Annotated in this window: 19 protein-coding genes; 14 read left to right on the plus strand and 5 right to left on the minus strand. The window is 65.4% G+C overall.

Annotated elements, in window-relative coordinates; genetic code table 11:
- The first annotated feature begins 33 nt into the window (after positions 1-33).
- Genes RAD15_RS12860 through RAD15_RS12870 form a run of 3 tightly spaced genes read left to right on the plus strand, consistent with a single transcriptional unit; the run spans position 34 to position 4,111 of the window.
- A complete protein-coding gene (locus RAD15_RS12860; RefSeq protein ID WP_458177874.1) occupies positions 34-1,944 on the plus strand; it encodes an SDR family NAD(P)-dependent oxidoreductase in 1,911 nt (636 codons plus the stop codon).
- 2 nt (positions 1,945-1,946) lie between these two features.
- Positions 1,947-3,167: a glycosyltransferase family 4 protein gene (locus tag RAD15_RS12865; protein ID WP_458177876.1), complete on the plus strand. Its 1,221-nt coding sequence runs from the start codon at positions 1,947-1,949 to the stop codon at positions 3,165-3,167.
- A complete protein-coding gene (locus RAD15_RS12870) occupies positions 3,164-4,111 on the plus strand; it encodes an NAD-dependent epimerase/dehydratase family protein (RefSeq protein ID WP_458177878.1) in 948 nt (315 codons plus the stop codon). The genes RAD15_RS12865 and RAD15_RS12870 overlap by 4 nt, the downstream gene beginning before the upstream one ends.
- Here the strand turns inward: RAD15_RS12870 and RAD15_RS12875 are convergent.
- Both RAD15_RS12875 and RAD15_RS12880 read right to left on the minus strand, forming a co-directional pair.
- Complete coding sequence (locus tag RAD15_RS12875; RefSeq protein WP_458177880.1) at positions 4,099-5,118, minus strand: MraY family glycosyltransferase; 1,020 nt, start codon at positions 5,116-5,118, stop codon at positions 4,099-4,101. The two genes, RAD15_RS12870 and RAD15_RS12875, sit on opposite strands and share 13 nt — an antisense overlap.
- The gene (locus RAD15_RS12880; RefSeq protein WP_458177882.1) at positions 5,115-6,074 is read right to left on the minus strand and encodes a lysylphosphatidylglycerol synthase transmembrane domain-containing protein; all 960 of its coding nucleotides are present in this window, start codon (positions 6,072-6,074) and stop codon (positions 5,115-5,117) included. The genes RAD15_RS12875 and RAD15_RS12880 overlap by 4 nt, the downstream gene beginning before the upstream one ends.
- Positions 6,075-6,295: 221 nt before the next feature.
- On the opposite strand from RAD15_RS12880, the gene RAD15_RS12885 reads away from it, so the two are divergent.
- From RAD15_RS12885 to RAD15_RS12930, 10 genes are all read left to right on the plus strand, one after another.
- Complete coding sequence (locus tag RAD15_RS12885) at positions 6,296-7,285, plus strand: SDR family NAD(P)-dependent oxidoreductase (RefSeq protein WP_458178010.1); 990 nt, start codon at positions 6,296-6,298, stop codon at positions 7,283-7,285.
- Positions 7,286-7,292: 7 nt separating this feature from the next.
- Positions 7,293-8,705 carry a mannose-1-phosphate guanylyltransferase/mannose-6-phosphate isomerase gene (locus RAD15_RS12890; RefSeq protein WP_458177884.1) on the plus strand — a complete coding sequence of 471 codons (1,413 nt, stop codon included), beginning with the start codon at positions 7,293-7,295 and terminating at the stop codon, positions 8,703-8,705.
- Positions 8,706-8,889: 184 nt separating this feature from the next.
- Entirely contained in the window at positions 8,890-9,894 is a 1,005-nt protein-coding gene (locus RAD15_RS12895; RefSeq protein ID WP_458177886.1) for a Gfo/Idh/MocA family oxidoreductase, read from the plus strand.
- 45 nt (positions 9,895-9,939) lie between these two features.
- Entirely contained in the window at positions 9,940-11,091 is a 1,152-nt protein-coding gene (locus RAD15_RS12900) for a DegT/DnrJ/EryC1/StrS family aminotransferase (RefSeq protein ID WP_458177888.1), read from the plus strand.
- 221 nt (positions 11,092-11,312) lie between these two features.
- The gene (murJ, locus tag RAD15_RS12905) at positions 11,313-12,839 is read left to right on the plus strand and encodes a murein biosynthesis integral membrane protein MurJ (protein WP_458177890.1); all 1,527 of its coding nucleotides are present in this window, start codon (positions 11,313-11,315) and stop codon (positions 12,837-12,839) included.
- A 15-nt stretch (positions 12,840-12,854) separates the two neighbouring features.
- The gene (locus tag RAD15_RS12910; protein ID WP_458177892.1) at positions 12,855-13,247 is read left to right on the plus strand and encodes a hypothetical protein; all 393 of its coding nucleotides are present in this window, start codon (positions 12,855-12,857) and stop codon (positions 13,245-13,247) included.
- 272 nt (positions 13,248-13,519) lie between these two features.
- Entirely contained in the window at positions 13,520-13,795 is a 276-nt protein-coding gene (locus RAD15_RS12915) for a DUF1127 domain-containing protein (protein WP_458177894.1), read from the plus strand.
- A 224-nt stretch (positions 13,796-14,019) separates the two neighbouring features.
- On the plus strand, positions 14,020-16,329 hold the full coding sequence (locus tag RAD15_RS12920) for a xanthine dehydrogenase family protein molybdopterin-binding subunit (RefSeq protein WP_458177896.1): 2,310 nt from the start codon (positions 14,020-14,022) through the stop codon (positions 16,327-16,329).
- 96 nt (positions 16,330-16,425) lie between these two features.
- Positions 16,426-16,875: a cytochrome c gene (locus tag RAD15_RS12925; RefSeq protein WP_458177898.1), complete on the plus strand. Its 450-nt coding sequence runs from the start codon at positions 16,426-16,428 to the stop codon at positions 16,873-16,875.
- Positions 16,876-17,116: 241 nt separating this feature from the next.
- Entirely contained in the window at positions 17,117-18,400 is a 1,284-nt protein-coding gene (locus tag RAD15_RS12930; protein ID WP_458177900.1) for a cystathionine gamma-synthase family protein, read from the plus strand.
- A 73-nt stretch (positions 18,401-18,473) separates the two neighbouring features.
- Here RAD15_RS12930 and RAD15_RS12935 read toward each other — a convergent pair whose 3' ends face one another.
- The gene (locus RAD15_RS12935; protein WP_458177902.1) at positions 18,474-18,893 is read right to left on the minus strand and encodes a CHRD domain-containing protein; all 420 of its coding nucleotides are present in this window, start codon (positions 18,891-18,893) and stop codon (positions 18,474-18,476) included.
- A gap of 154 nt (positions 18,894-19,047) precedes the next feature.
- Here RAD15_RS12935 and RAD15_RS12940 point away from each other — a divergent pair, with 154 nt between their 5' ends.
- The gene (locus RAD15_RS12940; protein WP_458177904.1) at positions 19,048-19,971 is read left to right on the plus strand and encodes a c-type cytochrome; all 924 of its coding nucleotides are present in this window, start codon (positions 19,048-19,050) and stop codon (positions 19,969-19,971) included.
- Positions 19,972-19,982: 11 nt separating this feature from the next.
- On the opposite strand, the gene RAD15_RS12945 is transcribed toward RAD15_RS12940, so the two are convergent.
- Together RAD15_RS12945 and RAD15_RS12950 are read right to left on the minus strand one after the other, a co-directional pair.
- Positions 19,983-20,228, minus strand: a complete 246-nt coding sequence (locus tag RAD15_RS12945) for an Lrp/AsnC ligand binding domain-containing protein (RefSeq protein ID WP_014493934.1) — start codon at positions 20,226-20,228, stop codon at positions 19,983-19,985.
- A 185-nt stretch (positions 20,229-20,413) separates the two neighbouring features.
- Positions 20,414-22,393, minus strand: coding sequence for a PAS domain S-box protein (locus RAD15_RS12950; protein WP_458177907.1), 1,980 nt, complete (start codon positions 22,391-22,393; stop codon positions 20,414-20,416).

Genomic DNA, 22,393 nt, shown 5'->3' on the forward strand with positions numbered 1-22,393 from the left:
GTTGCAACAAACTGGATTTTCATCGGTCGGCGGATGACGCGTCTTTCGCATCTCACCTTGCGCAATTTCCTCATCGCGCTCCACGACCTGCTGGCGACCGCGGCGGCGTTGTTTGCCGCCTTCTATCTGCGCTTCGAGGGCGGCGACGGCTTCTTCGACCGCTTGCCGCTGCTGTTGCAGATCCTGCCGTACTTCCTCGCCTTCAGCGTGGTCGTGTTCTTCCTCTTCAACCTGACCACGACGAAATGGCGCTTCATCTCGCTGCCCGACGCGCTCAACATCATCCGCGTCGCCTCCGTGCTGACGGTCGCACTCCTCGTGCTCGACTACATCTTCGTCGCCCCCAACGTCCGCGGCGCCTTCTTTCTCGGCAAGGTGACGATCGTCCTCTACTGGTTCCTCGAGATCTCCTTCCTCAGCGCTCTGCGCATGGCCTACCGCTATTTCCGCTATACGCGGGTGCGGCGTCATGCACGGACCGAGGATGCCGCGCCGACGCTGCTGATCGGCCGCGCCGCGGATGCCGAGGTGCTGCTCCGCGGCATCGAGAGCGGGGCCATCAAGCGCATCTGGCCCGTCGGCCTGCTGTCGCCATCGAACTCGGATCTCGGCCAGTTCATCCGCAACGTGCCGGTGCTGGGCGGCATCGACGACATCGAGGACGTCATCGCCGACTTCGCCAAGCGCAACAAGGCGATCGCGCGCCTCGTGATGACGCCGTCGGCGTTCGAGCCGGACGCGCATCCGGAATCGATCCTGATGCGGGCGCGCAAGCTGGGCGTGATCGTGAGCCGCATGCCTTCGCTCGAGAGCGGCGATGCGCCGCGGCTCACCGCCGTCGCGGTCGAGGACCTCCTGCTGCGGCCGAGCGAGACGATCGACTATGCGCGGCTCGAAGCCCTGATCAGGGACAAGGCGGTGATCGTCACCGGCGGCGGCGGCTCGATCGGTTCCGAGATCTGCGAGCGCGTCGTCGCCTTCGGTGCCGCGCGGCTGCTGATCCTGGAAAATTCCGAGCCGGCGCTCTACGCGGTCACCGAAGCGCTCGCCGCGCACGGCTCGGTTGCCGCGATCGAGGGGCGGATCGCCGACATTCGCGACCGTGAGCGCATCGCGCGCCTGATGGCCGAGTTCAAGCCGGACATCGTGTTCCATGCCGCCGCGCTCAAGCATGTGCCGATCCTCGAGCGCGACTGGAGCGAGGGCGTCAAGACCAACATCTTCGGCTCGATCAACGTTGCCGATGCGGCGCATGCCGCCGGCGCCGAAGCCATGGTGATGATCTCGACCGACAAGGCGATCGAACCGGTGTCGATGCTCGGCCTGACCAAGCGCTTCGCCGAGATGTACTGCCAGGCGCTCGACCATGATCTTGCGGCGGGCGGCGGCGCCAGGCGACCGATGAGGCTGATCTCGGTCAGGTTCGGCAACGTGCTGGCCTCGAACGGCTCGGTGGTGCCGAAGTTCAAGGCCCAGATCGAGGCCGGCGGCCCCGTGACGGTGACGCATCCCGACATGGTCCGCTACTTCATGACCATCCGCGAGGCCTGCGATCTCGTCATCACCGCGGCAACGCATGCGCTCGGCACGCAGCGTTCGGACGTCTCGGTCTACGTGCTCAACATGGGCCAGCCCGTGAAGATCGTCGATCTCGCCGAGCGCATGATCCGTCTGTCCGGCCTTCAGCCGGGCTACGACATCGAGATCGTTTTCACGGGCATGCGGCCGGGCGAACGCCTGCACGAGATCCTGTTCGCGTCCGAGGAGCCGACCCGCGAGATCGGCGTCGCCGGCATCATGGCCGCGCAGCCGAACGAGCCGCCGATGCAGACGCTGCGGAAATGGATGGCGGCACTCGAGCAGGCGATCGCGCGCGACGACCGGGCCACCATCAGGACCATCCTGAAGGATGCCGTTCCGGAATTCGGGTCGACCGCGGCCTGACCATGCAGTCTCAAGGCAAGATCGTCGTCGCGAGCCAGCATTATCCGCCGGATCCCAGCACGACTGCGGCGATCATGGCCGAGATCGCCTGCCGGCTCGCCGCGGGCCACGATGTCGTCGTGCTGTCGGGCTCGCCCGGGGCTTTGCCGGCCGCGCAGACCGGCCCCGGCAAGCCGCGCGTCGTCGCCATCAAGAACCGGATGGCCGGCAAGGCGGCGCTGGTGCGACGCGGCGCCTCCGAGCTGCTGTTCGCGGCGCGCACCTTCTTCGCATTGATACGCGAGCTGAGGCGAGGCGACGTCGTGCTCACCGTCACCGCGCCGTTCATGCTGCCTTACGCGGTCGTGGCGGCCGCACGGCTCAGGGGCGCGCGCTCGGCCCTGATCATGCACGATCTGTTTCCCGACGTGATGGTGATGGCGGGCCTGCTGAAGCCCGGCTCGTTCGCGACGCGGACAATGCGCGCCGTCAACAGCCTGATGTTCCGCGCCCTCAACGCCGTCATCACCATCGGCCGCGACGCGGAACGGCCGCTGCTGAGCTATTCCGGCATGACGCGGAACAAGATCCGCTTCATCCCGAACTGGGCGACGCTCGTGCCCGGGCCGCGTCCCCTGTCGCCGGACAACCCGTTCCGCAACACGGTTCCCGCGCGTTTCGTCGTCGGCCTGTCGGGCAATCTCGGCTTCACCCATGATCCGGAGATCGTGTTCGAGGCGGCGCGCCTGCTCAAGGACGAATCGGACATTCACTTCCTGCTCTCCGGCTGGGGCATCGGTTTCGAGCGGCTGAAGCAGTTGCAGGCGGCGGCGAACCTGCCCAATGTCTCCTTCGTCGGGCGCGTCGAGGATTCCGAACTCGAGGCGTTTCTGGCTGCTGCCAATCTCTGGATCATTCCGTACCGGAAGAACGTCGCGGGCGTGTCGGTGCCGAGCCGGTTCTACAATCTGCTGGCGGTCGGCCGTCCCGTCGTGCTGGTCTCCGAGCCCGAGGCCGAAGCCGCGTTGACGGTGGTGGAGAACGGGCTCGGCTGGGTCGTGACGCCGGGGCGCGCCGATCGGCTCGCCGAGGCGATCCGTGCGGCCTCCCGTTCCGACGACGCTGCCATGGCGGAGCGCGCGGTGACGGCGGCCTCGCGGTTCGACCGGACGATCGCGATGAATGCATATGCCGAGGTGATCGAGGAATTGTTGCGCAACCCGAACCTTTCGGAGCAGCGATGAGCGAGCGCAAGCCGATCGTGCTGGTGACGGGAGCAAGCGGCTTCGTCGGCCGTCATGTCGCGCCCGCGCTGGCGCTCGATGGATGGTCGGTCCGCCGCGCGGTCCGCAGCCCGGAGGGGCTCGGCGACGAGGTCGTGATCGAAACGATCGGCGCCGAGACCGATTGGCGGGCCGCGCTCGACGGCGTCGACGCCGTCGTCCATCTCGCCGCGCGCGTGCATCACAAGCACGAGGAGCACGCGGTCCAGCTCTACCGCAACGTCAACATCGCCGGCACGCTGCACCTGGCGCGCAGCGCGGCGACGGCCGGCGTACGCCAGTTCATCTTCGTCAGCACCGTTCTCGTGCATGGCCGCAGCAACGAAGGCCGGGCTCCGTTCAGCGAAAACGACGTCCTGACGCCGCGCGGCCTCTACGGCATGTCCAAGGCCGCGGCCGAGGCGGGCTTGAAGACGCTGTCGCGCGCCAGCGACATGAATATCTCGGTGATCAGGCCGCCTCTGGTCTACGGTGCGGGCGCCAAGGGCAATTTCGCGCTGCTGACGCGTGCCGTGAGCCTGGGGCTGCCGCTGCCCTTTGCCGCGATCCGCAATCAACGCGCTTTTCTTGCCGTGCAGAACCTGTCGTCGTTCATCCTGCACAGGCTCGCTCATCCCGACCCCGCGAGCAATTTCGAGATCTTCCTGGTGGCCGACAGGGAGCAGGTCTCGACGCCTGAATTCATCGAGCGGCTGGGGCGGGCATCGGGCAAGAAGCCGCGGCTGTTCGGCATGCCGCCGGAGCTGCTCGGCACGCTGCTCAGCGTGATCGGCCGGCAGGATACGCATGACAGCCTGATCGGCTCGCTCGAGCTCAACCTCGCCAAGGCGATCGCGACCGGCTGGCACCCGCAGGTCTCGCTCGACGAGGGCCTGCTGCTCGCGCTGTCGGCTCAGGAGGCCTGAGGGCGCGAGAAGCGGCGCAGGACCAATGCGATCGCGATGGCGCCCGCGAGCAGCGCGAGCGAGGTGACCGCCGTCGAGCCGGCGCGAACCGTGACGATCGCGAGCAGCGCCAGCACGAGATTGAGCGCGAAAACCTCGCCGATCACCCGCCGGACCGCGAACCCGTTGTCGGTGGCGCGCTGGTAGAAGTGGGTGCGATGCGCCGACCAGAATTGCTCGCGCCGCGCGATGCGCCGGAACAGCGTGATGGTGGAATCCGAAAGGTAGTAGGCCGGCAGCAACAGCGCCGCGGCCGGCTGTCCCCGCCAGGCGAGCTCCAGCAGGCACCAGCCGAGCAGGAGGCCGATCGGCAGGCTGCCGACGTCGCCCAGGAAGACTTTTGCGACCGGCTTGTTGAACGGCGCAAAGCCGAGCATGGCGCCGCACAGTGAAGCGGCGATCAGCGCCGCCGGCCACGACACCTCGCCGAGCCATCCGAGGAGCAGCAGCGCCGCGGTGACCGGCACCACTTCGGCCACCGTCATCAGGTCGAGCCCGTCCATGAAGTTGACGAGGTTCACGAACCAGATTCCGGCGAGCAGGACGAGGCCGCGCTCCAGCGCGAGCGGCAGCGCCGGCACGATGCGCGCGGTCTCGGGCGAGGTGAACACGATCGCGCCGACGCAGGCCGCTTGCAGCACGAGCCGCACGATCACCGGCAGCGACTTGATATCGTCGGCAAAGCCGACCAGCGCGATCAGCACCGTGGCGCCGACCAGCACCGGTGGGATCGCGACATGCGTCCAGGCCGCCCAGAGCGAGGCGATCGCGAGCGTCGTGGCGATCACCGCGATGCCCGCACCCTGCGGGGTCGGAATGCGATGCGAGGATCGCGCGTTCGGCCGCGCCAGCGCGTAGCGCTGGAGCAGGGGACGGCTGGTCCAGGTGATGAGCGCCGACATCAGCGCGGCGATCGCAACGGCAAGCAGCGCAGGCATGGCGGCAAGGGCGTCGGTGGCCGGGTTCACTCCGGCACTCCGATCGGCGCCGATCCCTGCGCGGCCTTCTCCGCGCTGAGGATCCAGACCAGGCCGCCGACGGCGCCGACGATGAAGGAGACCGCGCCGTACAGCAGCGAGATGTTGACGCCCTCGCTTGCGGCAAGGCCCGCGAAGCCGAACGCCAGGCCCATCGTGGCCTCACGCAGGCCCCAGCCGGCGATCGAGATCGGCATCATCGTGATCAGCATCACCGGCGGGATGAGCAGGAAGACGTCGCTGAAGCTGACCGGGGCCGCAATCGCCTGCACGACGCACCAGGCGACGACGGTGGCGAGCACGTGAACGGCGAACGACAGGATTGCGACGATCGGCCCGCGCTTGCGGCTGAAGATCACGCGGTTCGCGATCACGGCGCAGGCGTGAATGTGGTGCGTGGCCCACCAGGCTTTCAGCCAGCGCCATTTCAGCACGCCGAAAATCAGGAAGCCGAGGCCGCCGGCGAGCGCCGCAAGATCGACCAGCAGCAGCGCCGAGCGCCCGTTCGGATCGGTGATCAGGCGGTAGCTCCAGGGCAGGCTCGCGACGATGAGGATCGCGAGCGCGACCAGGCCGATCGCGCGGTCGACGAAGATCGAATAGGTCGCCGCGCGCCAGCCGGCGCCGGCGCGCGCGACGAGCCACAGGCGGACCGCATCGCCGCCGATCGCCGACGGCAAGGTCTGGTTGAAGAAGGCGCCGATCACGTTGTAGCGCATCGCGCGGGCGAGCTCGATCGGCGCACCGCATTCGGCCGAGACCTGCCGCCAGCGCAGCACGCCGACGAAGATCTGCAGGAACGTGACCGCGATCGCCGCGCCGATCCAGAACACGCTGGTCAGGGTGAAGCGCGAGAGCAGTTCGGACAGATCCACCTTGCGCAGCGCCAGATAGAGCAGCGCTCCGGAAATCAGGATTTTGGCCGTCGACAGCAGGATTCGGCGCATCTCGCCCGCATGAACTGGGTTTGCGAAGATTTGTGGCAACCCGACGCGAGGCGCCGAATTCGGCCGCTTTGGTATGGTTTTGGCGCCGATCTTGCAATAGCTGTCGTGAAGAGCCCTCATGCGGGGCGGGGGGCTATTGCGGCCCCCTCGATGCGGCTACAGAGGTGCCGCAAAACGAAGGATCGAGCAAAGGATCGGGCGAAGGATTCCTTGGGAACAGGATGACGGATCAGGCGATTTTGGTTACGGGTGCCGCCGGCTTCATCGGCTTCCACGTTGCCCGGCAGCTTCTGGGCGAAGGCCGGCCCGTCGTCGGGCTCGACAATCTCAACAGCTATTACGATCCGGCGCTGAAACGGGCGCGCCTTGCGCTGTTGCGCGGCGACCCCCGCTTCTCCTTCGTCGAGGCCGACCTTGCCGACCGCGAGGCGATCGCGGCGCTGTTCGCGCGACATGGATTTGCCAAAGTCGTGCATCTGGCCGCCCAGGCCGGCGTGCGCTACTCGATCGAGCAACCGCACGTTTACGCCGATGCCAATCTGGAGGGCTTTCTCAACGTGCTCGAAGGCTGCCGCAACAGCGGCTGTCGTCATCTCGTCTACGCCTCGTCATCCTCCGTTTACGGCGCCAACACAAAACTGCCATTTGCCGTGCAGGACCGGACCGATCATCCCGTGAGCCTCTATGCGGCGACCAAGAAGGCCAACGAGGTGATGGCGCAGTCCTACAGCCACCTCTACCGGCTGCCGGTCACCGCCTTGCGTTTCTTCACCATCTACGGCCCGTGGGGACGGCCCGACATGGCCATGTTTCTGTTCGTGAACGACATTATCGCGGGCCGGCCGATCCGGCTCTTTAACCATGGCAGGATGCGCCGCGACTTCACCTATATTGACGACGTCACCCGTGTGGTGTCCAAGCTCATTGATCGGGTGCCCGCGGATGATCCGGCTGCCGCAAATGCGCCGTCTAAGGTCTACAATGTCGGCAACCACCGCCCCGAGGAGCTGATGCATGTCGTCGGACTTCTGGAGCAGGAGCTGGGTCGGACGGCGATCAAAGAATTGCTGCCGATGCAGCCGGGAGACGTCTTGGAAACGTTCGCGGATGTCGAGGATCTGATGCGCGACACCGGCTTTGCACCGTCAACGCCGATCGCGCAGGGGGTTCGTAATTTTGTCACCTGGTATCGGGACTACTTCAAGGTTTGAAATGACGATGGACAAACGCATTATCCCCCTGATCATGTGCGGCGGCGCCGGCACGCGGCTGTGGCCCGCCTCGCGCGAGGTGCGGCCCAAACAGTTCCTGCCGCTGTTCGGCACGCGCTCGACCTTCCAGGATACGCTGCTGCGCGTCTCCGACGCCGCGCTGTTCGATCGGCCTGTTGTCATCACCAACGCGTCCTACCGCTTCATGGTGCTGGAGCAGCTCGCCGAGATCGGCATCGAGGCCGACGTGATCCTCGAGCCGATGCGCCGCGATTCCGGTCCCGCGATCGCCGCGGGCGCGGTGTTCGCGCAGAACCGGGCGAGCGAAGCGATCGTGCTGGCGCTCGCCGCCGATCACGTGGTGCAGGACACAGCGGCGTTCGTCGCCGCGTGCCGCGAAGGCCTTGTCGCCGCGAGCGCGGGGCGCATCGTCACCTTCGGCGTCAAGCCGGAGCGGCCGGCGACCGAATACGGCTATATCAGCCCCGGCGATGTGATCTCCGGCGAGGTGCACGCGGTCGCGCGCTTCGTCGAGAAGCCGGACGCCGTGAAGGCGACCGACTACGTCAATTCGGGCTATCTCTGGAACAGCGGCAACTTCATGTTCCCCGCCGCCGTCCTGCTCGACGAGTACCGCAAGGTCGATGCGGCCAGCGTCGAGGCGATCACCAACGCCGTCACCAATGCCGGCCGCGATCTCGGCTTCGTCACGCTGGAGCCCGAGGCGTTCGGCGCGGCCAAGGCGATCTCGATCGACTATGCGGTGATGGAGAAGACCTCGCGCGCCGCCGTGGTGCCGGTGTCCTGCGGCTGGTCCGATGTCGGCTCCTGGCACGCGGTGTGGGAATTGTCGGCGAAGGATGCGCAGGGCAACGCCGCGCATGGCGCAGCGGTGTTCGAAGACTCGCGCAACTGCAACGTCACCACCGACCAGGCGCTGGTCGCGCTCGAAGGCGTCGACGATCTCGTCGTGGTCGCCACTGCGGATGCGGTGCTGGTTTCGCGCCAGAAGGACGCCAACGGCCTGAAGCGTCTCGTGACGAAGCTGAAGGCGGTCGCACCGAAGGTCACCGAGGAGCATCTCAAGGTGCATCGGCCGTGGGGCAGCTATCAGTCCGTCGACAATGGCGAGCGCCACCAGGTCAAGCGCATCGTGGTGAAGCCGGGCGGCCGGCTGTCGCTGCAGAAGCACCATCATCGGGCCGAGCACTGGATCGTGGTCCGCGGCGCAGCCCGCGTCACCGTCAACGAGACGGTGAAGACGGTGCACGAGAACGAGTCCATCTACATCCCGATGGGCGCGGTGCACCGGATGGAGAACCCCGGTAAAATCATGCTGGAGCTGATCGAGGTCCAGACCGGCAGCTATCTCGGGGAAGACGACATCATCCGGATTGAAGACGACTATCAAAGGTCGTAACCAGCAGGCTCCGAATCACGCGACCCGGGCCAAAAGAGCACTCTCTTTCAGAGGGTTAAGGCCCGGGGAACGTGTAACTTTTTGAATCAAATCGTGTCCGGACCGCTAGCGCGGCATTCGCCACAAATGTGGCGCCCGTGCTAGAAGCGGCGCCGGGGATTTGCGTTGAATCGGGGTTTCTCAGATGAGTTCCAAAGGGTCTGCACCGGCAAAGGCCGGCTTGCGAGTCGGCGTCATTGGCGCGGGCGTGATGGGCAGCAACCATGCGCGCGTGCTCAGCGGTCTGCCCGGCGTCAGCCTCGTCGGCGTCGTTGATCCTTCGCCTGCGCATCGCGCGCGCGCGACGGAACTCGCCAATTGCGCGAGTTTCGAGACGCTCGACCAGCTCTTCGCCGAAGGCGTCGATGCCGTCACCATTGCGGCGCCGACCCATCTGCATCACGAGGTCGCGCTCGCCTGCATCGCCAAGAACATCCACGTGCTGGTTGAGAAGCCGATCGCCTCCACCGTCGAAGAGGGCCGCGAGATCGTGGCCGCCGCGCAGAAGGCCGGCGTCACGCTGATGGTCGGCCATGTCGAGCGCTTCAATCCGGCGGTCGCCGCCGTCAAGCAGGCGATCGCGGGCGAGGACATCCTCTCCATCGCGATCACGCGCGTCGGCCCGTTCCCGCCGCGCATGTCCAATGTCGGCGTCGTCATCGACCTCGCCGTGCACGACATCGATCTGATCCGCTGGTTCACCGAATCCGACATCGTCGAGGTGCAGCCGCAATTGTCGAGCGCGGTCGCCGAGCGCGAGGACATCGCGCTGTTGCAGTTCCGCACCGCCAACGGCGTGCTCGCCCACATCAACACCAACTGGCTGACGCCGTTCAAGGCGCGCAGCGTCACGGTCGCGACCCGCGGCAAATACGTGATGGGCGATCTGCTCACGCGCCAGGTCACCGAATGCTTCGGCTTCAAGCCGGATGGCAGCTACTCGATGCGGCATCTGCCGGTCGGCCATGACGAGCCGCTCCGCGCCGAGCTGATCGCGTTCCTCAAGGCCGTGCGCAACGGTGAGACGCCGGCAGTGACCGGCGATGAAGGCGTCGCCAGCCTCGAGATCGCCACGCAGTGTCTGGAAACGCCGTCACGGCCCGCAGCCACCGCGCCCGCCCTCAAGGGCCCGCGCCGCGTCGCCGGCTAGTCCTATTCCATGCCGACCACTCAAGAAGGCGCCAAGAATCAGGCCATGAACCAGCATCTGCGTTCCGAACCCATTCCCTTCATCGACGTCGCCTCGCAGCGCCGCCGGCTCGGCGCCTCGCTCGACGCCGCGGTCAAGCGCGTGCTCGACCATTGCCAGTTCGTCAACGGGCCTGAAGTCGCCGAACTCGAAAAGCAGCTCGCGGCCTATAGCGGCGCGAAGCATGTCATCGGCTGTGCCAGCGGCACCGACGCGATCCTGATGGTGATGATGGCGAAGAATGTCGGGCCCGGCGATGCCGTGCTGTGTCCGTCCTTCACCTTCATCGCGACGGCCTCGCCGGTGGCGCGGACCGGCGCGACGCCGGTTTATGTCGACGTCGACGAGACGACCTTCAACATGAGCCCGGAGTCGCTCAAGCGCGGCATCGCGACGGCCCGCAAGGCCGGCCTCAAGGCGGTCGCGGTGATTCCGGTCGACCTGTTCGGCCAGCCCGCCGATCACGATGCCATCGCCGAGATCGCCAGGACTGAGGGCCTGTTCGTGCTCGACGACGCCGCACAGGGTTTTGGCGCCAGCTACAAGGGCCGCAAGCTCGGCACCTTCGGGCTCGCCACCGCGACCAGCTTCTTCCCCGCAAAGCCGCTCGGCTGCTTCGGCGACGGCGGCGCGATCTTCACCGATGACGACGAACTCGCCGCGACGCTGCGCAGCATCCGCGTGCACGGGCAGGGCGTGGACAAATACGACAACGTCCGCCTCGGCCTGACCGGCCGGCTCGACACCATGCAGGCCGCGGTCCTGATCGAGAAGCTGAAGATCTTTGACGACGAGATCGCCGCCCGCAACAGGGTTGCCGAGCGCTACGCGCGAGGGCTCAGCAACGTGGTCACCGTGCCGCGCCTTGCCTCCGGCAACACCTCGGTCTGGGCGCAGTACACGATCCGCTTGCCCAAAGGTACCGACCGCGACGGCTTCGCCGCCGCGCTGAAGGCCCAGGGCGTGCCGACCGCGATCTATTACGGCAAGTCGATGCACCAGCAGACCGCCTACAAGCAGTATCCGGTCGCGGACGGCGGCCTGCCGGGTTGCGAGAGCCTGTCGCAGGACGTCATCAGCCTGCCGATGCACGCCTATCTGACCGAAGCCGACCAGGAGCGAGTCATCGCCGCCGTCCGCGGCGCGATTGCGGGCTGATCTTTACCCTCTCCCCCTGTGGGAGAGGGTGGCTCGCCGCGTCCAGCGGCGAGACGGGTGAGGGGTCTCTCTCCGCGCTTTCGATGTGGAGAGAGACCCCTCACCCGATTGAGTTTGTATCTACCTGCAGCGCTGCCCTCTCCCACAAGGGGAGAGGGCACAGCAATGCGCATCGCAAGATGCAATCGACCTCTGCTCGATAAGCCTCTAGAACAGTCCGCATGCTCGGACGCATCTTCACAGTCGGTGGTTACACGCTGCTCTCGCGGCTGACGGGGTTTGCCCGCGACATCATGCTCGCGGCGATCCTCGGCGCCGGGCCCGTGGCCGACGCCTTTTTCGTGGCGCTGCGGCTGCCCAATCATTTCCGCGCGATCTTTGCCGAAGGCGCCTTCAACGCCGCCTGGGTGCCGGCCTATGCGCATGTCCATGGCGAGAAGGGGGAGGGGGCGGCGCACCTGTTCGCCGACCGCATCTTCACGCTGCTGCTGGCCTCGCAAATCGTGCTGCTGATCGTCGCCTGGCTGTTCATGCCGCAAGCCATGAGCATTTTGGCGCCCGGCTTCAGCGAGGATGCCGAGCAGCGCAAGCTCGCGATCGAGCTGACCCGGATCACCTTTCCCTACCTGCTGCTGATCACGCTGGTGACGCTCTATGGCGGCATGCTCAACGTGATGCAGCGCTTTGCCAGCGCGGCGGCGGCGTCGATCTTCCTCAACGTCGCGATGATGATGACGCTGGCGGTTGCCGTCTGGTTTCCGACCGCGGGCCACGCCGCCGCCTGGGGCGTGCTGATCTCCGGTTTCCTGCAATATTTCCTGCTCGCAGGCGATCTCGCGCGCCATGGCGGCCTGCCGCGCTTTGCTCCGCTCAAGCTCGATGAGGACGTCCGCGGATTCTTCAAGGCGCTCGGGCCGGCGACGCTGGGCTCGATGGGCACGCAGGTCGCGCTGTTCGCCGACACCATCATCGCGACTTTCCTGCCCGCGGGCGCGCTGTCGGCGCTGTACTATGCCGACCGTCTCAACCAGCTCCCGATCGGCGTCATCGGCATCGCCATCGGCACCGTGCTGCTGCCGGAGATGTCACGGCGCATCACCGCCAATGATCATGACGGCGCGTTGAAGGCGCAGCGCCGCGCCTTCGACTTCACGCTGCTGTTCTCCGTGCCCTTCGTCGCGGCGTTCCTCACCGTGCCCGACGCGATCATGCGCGCGCTGTTCGCCCGCGGTGCGTTCTCCAAGGCCGATGCCGCCGCTGCCGGCGCCACGCTCGCGGCCTATGCCATCGGCCTGATCCCGTTCGTATTGATCCGCAGCGCGGTCGCGACCTTCTACGCGCGCAAGGATACGGCAACGCCGGTCCGCGCGTCGCTGACCGGCATCGCGGTCAACGTCGCGCTGAAGGTCGCCTTGATGGGATCGCTGGCCCAGATCGGCCTTGCGCTCGCCACCGCCGTCGGTGTCTGGACCAACCTCTTGCTGGTACTCTTCTTCGCCGTGCGGCGCGGCTTCCTCGTGCCGGATCGCGCCTGGCTCATGTCGCTCGCCAAATTCCTGCTGACCGGTGTAATTCTCGCCGCCGCGTTCTGGCTGATCGCGCGCTTCAGCGGTTCCCGGCTCGGCGCGATCCACTTCCGGGACGAAGTGACGCTGGCGCTGCTCGCCGTCGGAGGCACGATCGTCTATGCGCTGGCGATCATCGTGCTGTTCGGCCGCCGCTGGCTGGTCTCGCTGGTGCGCGGCTAACAACGGGCAAAAGTGGTGATGGAACTAGTTGGTCAAGCGCCTGAATTGACCGGACTCTTGTGTGAGGCGTTCATTTGTGAAGGCTTCGTCTTCAAAGGCAAGCTCATAGCCAATGCCAACGTCGTTTACGTTCGTTTCGACGGTGTCTGGCACAAGCTTGTCATCGACTGTGGCGTCATGATCTGGCGGCCATTTCCGGGTCAGCCCAGCCCGTCGACCATAACTAGTGAGGGCTGGGAGTATCCTCACGTTGACGTAGGCATCATCGCCGGCGTTGTCGGTCATCGCCTCAGGGAGTACAGGATGGAAACCGCTGTCGCTGGCGGCAGCGTCATCTTCTATTTTGACAACGATCGCACGATTGCGATCGACAATGAAAACGACGCATCAAGTTTCCGGATTGGCTGACGTCCAGAATGCGCCGGTGATGGGCTCGCCTCCAGGATGTGATCGACCCCCACACATCCCTTGATTTTGCGCGATTGCCGTGTTATCCGCGGCTCATGATTAAATGCTCGCGCACCGTCAACCGCAACCACATGACCCGCTTCGGCTGGGCCGTGGGAGGAGTCGTGCGCTAGGAATTCGACGACGACATCTTTTCCACCAGGCCCCGCCGGCATCGGACGGGGCCTTTTTCGTGGCCACGCTCCCTGCCGGCACAACAGCAGGAGCATCCGATGCCACCACAACTGACGAACATCTCACCTGAAATTGAGGGCGATGCCGCAAGGCGCGGCCTCGACCTCTCCATCGTCTTGAGCCTGCTCAAGCGATACAGGCGTGTGTTTCTGCAACGGCGCCAGGGCCAGCGGGTCACCTTGCACGATCTGAGCGACAGGGAGCTGATGGATATCGGCTTGACGCGTGCCGAGATCGACTACTTCACGTCGGCAAGGGCTCTCGACAGGCTGAGAGATCGCGCGATCGATCCGTGGGGGCGCGGTTGGATGTAACTCGTCAAGTGCTGGGCTGGGTCTTCGCGGCCGATCCTTCGAGACGCCCGCTTTTGGCGGGCTCTCAGGATGAGGTCTTGTTTCGCGGCGCAATCTGGACGGCATGGTGACGGGTGCGCTGCGCTTTCCCGGCCGGCGGCCTGTGTGCCCGCCTAAACCCGTTTGCCTTGCCAGTTTTTCCACGGCAATATGTCGGCAAAACAACCATAGGACGGGACGATAAAATGGCGGCTCCCATCAAGTTCGGCGTTGGCCAAAGCGTGCTGCGCAAGGAGGATGACGCGCTCATCCGCGGCAAGGGCCGCTATACCGACGATTATGCGCCGCAGGCTGCGCTCCGCTGTCTGATGCTGCGCTCGCCGCATGCGCATGCCAAATACACCATCGATGCAAGCCGCGCCCGCGGCCTGCCGGGCGTCGCGCTGATCCTGACCGCGGACGACGTTGGGGATCTCGGCAATCTGCCCTGCCTGTTCAATCTCGAGACCGATCCGTTCACCGGCCCGCCTTACCCGATCCTGGCCAAGGACGAGGTGCGCCATGTCGGAGATTCGATCGCCTTCGTCGTTGCCGAGACCATCGACCAGGCCCGCGACGCGATCGAGGCGATCGAGGTCAAATGGAGCCCGCTGCCGGCGGTGACGGGCGTCGTCAACGCCGTGAAGAAGGGCGCGCCGCAGGTCTGGCCCGACAAATCAGGCAATGTGCTGTTCGACGTCTCGATCGGCGACAAGGCCGCGACCGAAGCTGCCTTTGCGAAAGCGCATGCGGTGGCCGAAATCTCCATCGTCAATCCGCGCGTGGTCGCGAGCTTCATGGAGACGCGCGCGGCGGTCTGCGAATACGATTCCAAGCGCGACCATCTGACGCTGACGGTCGGCAGCCAGGGCAGCCATCGCCTGCGCGACATCCTCTGCCAGAACGTGCTCAACATCCCCACCGACAAAATGCGGGTGATCTGCCCCGACGTCGGCGGCGGGTTTGGCACAAAACTGTTTCCGTACCGGGAATATGCGCTGATGGCAGTTGCCGCGCGAAAACTGAAGAAGGCGGTGAAATGGGCGGCTGACCGCTCCGAGCATTTCATGGGCGACGCGCAGGGCCGCGACAACGTCACCACCGCGAAGATGGCGCTGGCCGAGGACGGCAAGTTCCTTGCGATGGATTGCGACCTGATGGGCGACATGGGCGCGTATCTGTCGACCTTCGGGCCCTACATTCCGCATGGCGGCGCCGGCATGCTGCCGGGCCTCTACGACATCCAGGCCTTCCACTGCCGGGTGCGCACCATCTTCACCCACAGCGTGCCGGTCGATGCCTATCGCGGCGCGGGCCGGCCTGAGGCGGCCTACGTCATCGAGCGGCTTGTGGACGCCTGCGCGCGAAAACTCGACACGACGCCGGACGCGATCCGCCGCAAGAATTTCATTCCGCCGAAGGCGCTGCCCTACAAGACGGCCACGGGCAAGGTTTATGACTCCGGCGACTTCGCCGCGCATCTGAAGCGCGCGATGGAGATCGGCGAGTGGAAGGAGTTTGCAAAGCGCGCCAAGGCGGCCAAGAAGGGCGGGCTGATCCGCGGCATCGGCCTTGCGAGCTATGTCGAGATCTGCGGCGTGATGGGCGAGGAGACCGCCAATGTGCGGCTCGATCCCAGCGGCGACGTCACCGTTCTGATCGGCACGCAGTCGAGCGGGCAGGGGCACCAGACGGCCTATGCGCAGATCGTCGCCGAGCAGTTCGGCCTGCCCCCGGAGCGGGTGCATATTCGCCAGGGCGATACCGACGAGATCGCGACTGGCCTCGGGACCGGCGGCTCGGCCTCGATTCCCACGGGCGGCGTCTGCGTGGAGCGCGCTGCGGGAGATCTGGGCAAGAAGCTGAAGGAGCTTGCAGCGCAGGCGTTGGAAGCGAGCGCAGGCGACCTCGAGATCACCGACGGTGTGGTCCGCATTTCCGGCACTGACCGTTCGATCTCGTTCGCCGATCTCGCCAAGCGGCCCGGCGCCGATCCAACGAAGCTCAACGGCAGCGCGACCTTTGCCAGCGCCGACGGCACCTATCCGAACGGCACGCATCTGGCGGAAGTCGAGCTCGATCCGGCCACCGGCATCATCAAGATCGTCAACTACGTGATCGTCGACGATTTCGGCAAGACGCTCAATCCGCTGCTGCTGGCCGGCCAGGTGCATGGCGGCGCCATGCAGGGCATCGGCCAGGCCTTGATGGAGCAGGTGGTCTATGGCGCGGGCGACGGCCAGCTCATCACCGCGACCTTCATGGACTACGCGCTGCCGCGCGCGGCGGATGGTCCCGCCTTCGTGTTCGAGACCGCCAACGTGCCCTGCAAGACCAATCCGCTGGGCGTGAAGGGAGCGGGCGAGGCCGGCGCGATCGGCTCCTGCCCCGCCGTCGTCAACGCCATCGTCGACGCCCTCTGGCGCGAGTACAAGATCGACCACATCGACATGCCCGCAACCCCCGAGCGGGTGTGGATCGCCATCAGCGAGCATCACCGCCGTCACAGCCTCTAAGGCGGCGATTTTTCAGCAGCGGGAATAAACGCCCGCTGCGGGGTTCTATCCATCAATGGGCCCATCCTCACCTCTGCGAGCCGGAGACGCTAGCCAATGAAAAGAATGATGATTGTCGCGGGTACCCTCTTGCTGGGCGCCGGCGCCGTTATGGCGCAGCAAGAGGTCGCCGTTCAGCAGGACAATCTGATGCGCTCGCAGGCGAAAAGCCTCTACACCGTCATCCAGAAGATGACGAAGGGCGACATCCCCTACAACCAGAAGGCCGTCGACGAGGCGCTGACGAACCTCGAGGCCGACGTCGCCAAGATCGCCAAGACCTTCGAGGTCAATCCCAAGCAGGACGTGGTGAATGCGAGCTATGGCGCCTCGCAAAAGGTGTGGCAGAACAAGGCCGATTTCGACTCCAAGATTCCGCCGGTGCAGAAGGCGATCCGCGACGTCAAAGGCAAGATCACCGATGTCGCGAGCCTGAAAGCGGCCTATACCGCGATCAACGATCGTTGCACCGATTGCCACGAGACGTATCGGCTGAAGTTGAAATAGCGGGACGCGGTTCCAGGCCGTAGGCCGGATCGAGAAAAGGCGGTTGCGAAAGCAGCCGCCTTTTTTGAGTCGGCCCGCAGAGAAATTCTTCGCAAGGTCTGACGGATCGCTGTCCGAGCGGTTATCTTTGCGGCAACGGCCGTGGCGTTGATGCGAGTCGGTACGTCTGCTTCCCGACTGTCTCATGACGCCCGAAAGTTCCAGCGCGCGGCGAGGGCCTGAATCAACAGCGAGACAGACCATGGCAAAACCGTTTCCGTCGAAGACCCACATCGGCAACCATATGCTGCATCCCGAAACCTTGATGCTGACCTATGGCTACGATCCGCAGCTGTCGGAAGGCGCCATCAAGCCGCCGGTGTTCCTGACCTCCACCTTCGTGTTCAAGACGGCCGAGGACGGGCAGGACTTCTTCGATTACGTCGCCGGCCGGCGCGAGCCGCCGGAAGGCATGGGCGCGGGTCTCGTCTATTCGCGCTTCAACCACCCCAACAGCGAGATCGTCGAGGACAGGCTCGCGGTCTACGAGCGCACCGAGAGCTGCGCGCTGTTCTCGTCCGGCATGGCGGCGATTGCGACCACGATTCTCGCTTTCGTCCGCCCCGGTGACGTCATCCTGCACTCCCAGCCGCTCTATGGCGGGACCGAAACGCTGCTGACGAACACGCTGGCGCGTCTGTCGATCGGCGCGGTCGGCTTCGCCGATGGCGTCGACGAGACGGCGGTGAAGCAGGCCTCGGAGGAGGCGATGCGCAAGGGCCGGGTTTCGATGATCCTGATCGAGACCCCGGCCAATCCGACCAACGGCCTGGTCGATATCGCAATGATCCGCCGCATCGCCGACGCCATCGGAAAGGCCCAGGGGCACGTTCCCATCATCGCCTGCGACAACACGCTGCTCGGGCCGGTGTTTCAGCGGCCGATCGAGCACGGCGCGGACGTCTCGCTGTACTCGCTGACCAAATATGTCGGCGGCCATTCCGACCTGATCGCAGGTGCCGCGCTCGGCTCGAAGGCGATCATGAAGGGCATCAAGGCGCTGCGCGGCGCCATCGGCACCCAGCTCGATCCGCATTCCTGCTGGATGATCAACCGCTCGCTCGAGACGCTGAGCCTGCGCATGGAGAAGGCCAACGGCAACGCGCGCCTCGTGGCGGACTATCTGCGCGACCATCCCAAGGTCGCCAGGGTCCACTACCTCGGTCATCACGAGGAGGCCTCGCCCGCCGGACGCGTGTTCGCGCGGCAATGCCTGGGAGCCGGCTCCACATTCTCGTTCGACATCGTCGGCGGCAAGGAGGCGGCGGTGAAATTCCTCAACGCGCTGCAGATCCTCAAGCTTGCGGTGAGCCTTGGCGGCACGGAATCGCTTGCGAGCCTGCCGGCAACCATGACCCATTCCGGCGTGCCCGCCGACATCCGCCAAAAAATCGGCGTGCTCGATTCCACGATCCGGCTGTCGATCGGCATCGAGAACCCGTCGGACCTGATCGCGGATCTCGCGCAGTCGCTGAACGCGGCCTAGGCGCGGGTCGGAATCGAAAAAGGCCGGACGCCTCTCCAGCGCCCGGCCTTCGCCGACAAAGCAGCTTCGAGACTTACTTCGTCACCTGACCGCGGATCTCGCCGCCCGGATTGGCGGCGGTGTGGATGTTGACGTAGAGCTTACCGGCGAGCAGATCGGCGGCCTGCGCGTCGGTCAGCGTCGCCGAGCCCTCGACCGGGCTGGAGGCGGCACCGGGAATCGGCACAGCAACGCCGGCGTTCTTGCCGGCCTCGGCAGGCCCGTGGAAATGGGCGGCGGTGGCGGGGCCGGACAGGCCGGAATAGGTGACCTTCCAGGACAGCTTCTTGCTGGCGGCATCGTAGTCGAGTTCGGCCGTTCCGGTGCCGCTGCTGGTGGTGGCGGGCACTTCGGATTTGCCGTCGAGCGTCGCCTTCAGTTTCTCCGCACTGGCCGGGGCGGCGAACGCAACGGCAGCTCCGAGTGCCAGTGTGGCAAAAACGGCTTTGGTCATGAGTCTCTCCCTGTTGACGCCTGATTGCTGTCAATCTCCAAACAGTACGTCTTGCAGTTTATTCCCGTATTACAGCCGGACCATCTAAAATATTCGTGGCTGGATCGGGCTCGGCATGCCCCTTAAGTTCGCGCGCTCACGATGGAATGTTTGAATGCTGCGACGAATGCTTCTTGCCGCCCTGATCGCCGCCGTCGCGGCGTTCGGCCTCTATTGGTGGTTGACCGTCCCGGCGGCGTTGGCCTTGCCGGCGACGACGCGCAACCCCGATCTCGCCAACGGGCAGGAGCTGTTCAACGCCGGCGGCTGCGCGTCATGTCATGCGGTGCCCAATCAGCCCGATCGCCTGCGGCTCGGCGGGGGCCTCGCGCTCGGCTCGCCGTTCGGGACGTTCTACGCTCCCAATATTTCTCCCGATCCGGCCGACGGCATCGGCCGGTGGAGCGAGGCTGATTTCGTCAACGCCGTGATGCGCGGCATCTCGCCCGCGGGCACGCACTACTTCCCGGCGTTTCCCTACACGTCCTATCATCTGGCCAATGTCGATGACGTCCGCGATCTCTTCGCCTATCTGAAGACGCTGCCGCCGGTGTCGGGCAGAGTGCGCGACCACGCGCTGCCGTTTCCGTTCAACATCCGCCGCAATGTCGGGATCTGGAAACTGCTGTTCATGGACACCGGGCCGTTCGTCGCGGACGCTTCACGCTCGCCGCAATGGAATCGCGGGGCCTATCTGGTGAACGGTTTCGGCCATTGCGCCGAATGCCACAGCCCGCGCAATCTGCTCGGCGGCATCGTCACGGCGCAGCGCTTCGCCGGCGGCCCCAATCCGGAAGGCGAGGGCTGGGTGCCGAACATCACCCAGCAGGGCATCGGCAGCTGGAGCGAGAAGGATATTGCCGATTTCCTCGAGACCGGCGACATGCCCGAGGGCGACAGCGCCTCGGGCGCCATGCGACCGGTGATCAAGAATCTGGCGCAACTGACCGCGGAAGATCGCGCCGCGATGGCCGCTTATCTGAAGTCGCTGCCCCCGGTTGAGGGGCCGCCGCGGCCGAAACGCAAGGAGGGCGGCTAGCGCTGCCAGCTTTAGCTCGCGCCGAACGCCTTGAAGGTGATGATGGTGAGCGTGTCCTGGATGCCCGGCAGCACCTGCACCTTCTCGTTGATGAAGTGGCCGATGTCGGTGTCCTTGTCGACGTAGAACTTCACCAGAAGGTCGTAATGGCCGGCCGTGGAGTAGATCTCGGAGGCGATCTCGGCTTCGGCAAGCGCATTGGCGACCGTATAGGACTGGCCGAGCTTGCATTTGATCTGGACGAAAAAGGGAACCATTGCAGTCACTCCGAAGGCGTATCTGACGGCTAATAGGCCAAAACCGGCCAGATTTGGCAAGCGAACTTGCTGGGCCGGGGAGCACGGCTGCAGCCAACCTTCGAGACGCCCGCCGGCCCTCGGGATGAGGTCGCATTTTGCGGCGAGATACCGAAACTCATGGTGAGGAACCTGCGGCGGCCGTCCTAGGTGGTGACGACCGCCGCGGCGAACGCATCCCTGATGCGCTGGGCGAGCTCGACCTTGCGATAGGGCTTGGTCAGAAGGACCGATTGCGCATGGGCGCGGCCCTGCTCGACCAGGGTGTCCAGCGCGTAGCCCGAGGTGTACAGGACCGGCAGACCGGGACGAATGCGCCGGGCCTGATCGGCGAGCTCCCAGCCGCTCATGCCGCCCGGCATCACGATATCGGTGAACAGCATGTCGATGCTGGGGTCGGTGCGCAGCAGCTGCAGCGCCTCCTTGCCGTTGACCGCGGCAACGACGCGATATCCGAGAGCTTCGACCCTGCGAATGGCGGAGGAGCGGACGAACGGATCGTCCTCGGCGACCAGGATCGTCTCGTATCCGCGCGGCGCTGAGTCCTCGCCGTCCGAAAGATCGGTCAGTGAGTGTCCCGCCTCGGTGCGCGGCAGGTAGATCCGGACCGTCGTTCCAAGGTCCGTCTCGCTGTAGATCGAGACATGGCCATTGGATTGTTTTGCGAAGCCGTAGACCATGCTGAGGCCGAGGCCCGAGCCCTTGCCGACTTCCTTGGTGGTGAAGAACGGCTCGAACGCGCGCTCGATGATATCAGGCGTCATGCCTTCGCCGTCGTCGGTGACCGAGATCAACGCGTAGCTGCCGGATGCCACTTCAGGGTGAAGGGCGCGATAGTCGTCGTCGATCGCGGCCAGCTCGGTGCTCAGCGTCAGATGTCCTCCGGCCGGCATGGCATCCTGGGCGTTGAGCGCAAGGTTCAGCACGGCGGATTCGAGCTGGGCGCGGTCCGCAAAGGCCATGATCGTGCCGGGCCCGGAGGTCGTCCGGATCTCGATGTTTTCGCGCAAGGTGCGCTTGAGCAGCTTGAACATGGACTCCAGCAGGCCGCGGCAATCGATCGTCTGAGGCTGCAGCAGCTGGCGGCGGCTGAATGCGAGCAGTCGCTGCGTCAGCTCAGCGCCCCGTTCGCCCGAGAGGCAAATATCCTCGGAGAACCGCCGCAGGTCGGGCCTGGCCTTGAGCTGCTCGCTCAGATGCTCGGCGTTGCCGATGATGACCGTCAGCAGATTGTTGAAGTCATGGGCGATTCCGCCGGAGAGCTGGCCGACCGTCTCCATCTTCTGCGCCTGCTGCAGCTGCTGCTCGGTCAGCTTGCGCATGGTCAGGTCGTGGACGATGCCGACGAAGATCAGTTCGCCATCCTGCCGCGCCTTGCCGACCGACACGTCCATCGCAAAGGTCGATCCGTCCTTGCGCAGGCCGATGGCCTCGCCGGCGGTCGCGAAATGTCCTGCGTGGCCGTCGCGCACGGCGCCCGCCTCGGGCATCAGCATCCTGACGCTCCGGTTCATCACCTCGTCGGCGCGGTAGCCGAACAATCGCTCGCAGGCCGGATTGAACAGCAGGATGCGGTCCTGCGCATCGAACAGCATGACCCCATCGACCGCGGTCTCGACGATTGCGGTGAGGCGCGTCACGCTCTCGCGCATTGCGCGCTGTGCGTCGCTTACCTGCTGGAGCAGCAGCGTCGCGTCCCGGCTCTTGATTTCCTCTTCCTCGAGCGCGGCCTGGACCTGCCGGAGCTCGAACGGGGAGGGAATCGCCAGGATCTTCGGCAGCAGCGGCCAGAGCGCGCCGGCCGTGACCACGGAAGCGACCGCGGTCATCGCCTTGACGATGCCCTCGATGCCATAGACCGGAACCCAGAGGGTGTAGATCGACAGCACATGGGTGAGACCGCACGCCATGATGAAGATCGCGAACGCCCAGTAGACCCAGCCGAACTTGAGATCGCGCCGCTTGGTGACGAGGATGGCGAGGGCAAACGGGATCGAGAAATAGGCGACGGCGATGCAGGCGTCGGAGACGACGTGAAGCCAGATCAGCTCGGGCTCCCACAACAGGCAGATGCCGTGCGGCGAAAGCATCGACGAGTCGAGGAGACGTTCGAAAAAGGCCCACAT

The sequence above is a fragment of the Bradyrhizobium sp. 14AA genome, from assembly GCF_054185205.1.

Bases quoted from the DNA above. Each gene is read 5' to 3' on its own strand.
- RAD15_RS12860 (WP_458177874.1), top strand. From the start codon at position 34: ATGACGCGTCTTTCGCATCTCACCTTGCGCAATTTCCTCATCGCGCTC.
- RAD15_RS12865 (WP_458177876.1), top strand. From the start codon at position 1,947: ATGCAGTCTCAAGGCAAGATCGTCGTCGCGAGCCAGCATTATCCGCCG.
- RAD15_RS12870 (WP_458177878.1), top strand. From the start codon at position 3,164: ATGAGCGAGCGCAAGCCGATCGTGCTGGTGACGGGAGCAAGCGGCTTC.
- RAD15_RS12880 (WP_458177882.1), bottom strand. From the start codon at position 6,074: ATGCGCCGAATCCTGCTGTCGACGGCCAAAATCCTGATTTCCGGAGCG.
- RAD15_RS12885 (WP_458178010.1), top strand. From the start codon at position 6,296: ATGACGGATCAGGCGATTTTGGTTACGGGTGCCGCCGGCTTCATCGGC.
- RAD15_RS12890 (WP_458177884.1), top strand. From the start codon at position 7,293: ATGGACAAACGCATTATCCCCCTGATCATGTGCGGCGGCGCCGGCACG.
- RAD15_RS12895 (WP_458177886.1), top strand. From the start codon at position 8,890: ATGAGTTCCAAAGGGTCTGCACCGGCAAAGGCCGGCTTGCGAGTCGGC.
- RAD15_RS12900 (WP_458177888.1), top strand. From the start codon at position 9,940: ATGAACCAGCATCTGCGTTCCGAACCCATTCCCTTCATCGACGTCGCC.
- murJ (WP_458177890.1), top strand. From the start codon at position 11,313: ATGCTCGGACGCATCTTCACAGTCGGTGGTTACACGCTGCTCTCGCGG.
- RAD15_RS12915 (WP_458177894.1), top strand. From the start codon at position 13,520: ATGCCACCACAACTGACGAACATCTCACCTGAAATTGAGGGCGATGCC.
- RAD15_RS12920 (WP_458177896.1), top strand. From the start codon at position 14,020: ATGGCGGCTCCCATCAAGTTCGGCGTTGGCCAAAGCGTGCTGCGCAAG.
- RAD15_RS12925 (WP_458177898.1), top strand. From the start codon at position 16,426: ATGAAAAGAATGATGATTGTCGCGGGTACCCTCTTGCTGGGCGCCGGC.
- RAD15_RS12930 (WP_458177900.1), top strand. From the start codon at position 17,117: ATGGCAAAACCGTTTCCGTCGAAGACCCACATCGGCAACCATATGCTG.
- RAD15_RS12935 (WP_458177902.1), bottom strand. From the start codon at position 18,893: ATGACCAAAGCCGTTTTTGCCACACTGGCACTCGGAGCTGCCGTTGCG.
- RAD15_RS12940 (WP_458177904.1), top strand. From the start codon at position 19,048: ATGCTGCGACGAATGCTTCTTGCCGCCCTGATCGCCGCCGTCGCGGCG.
- RAD15_RS12945 (WP_014493934.1), bottom strand. From the start codon at position 20,228: ATGGTTCCCTTTTTCGTCCAGATCAAATGCAAGCTCGGCCAGTCCTAT.
- RAD15_RS12950 (WP_458177907.1), bottom strand. From the start codon at position 22,393: ATGTGGGCCTTTTTCGAACGTCTCCTCGACTCGTCGATGCTTTCGCCG.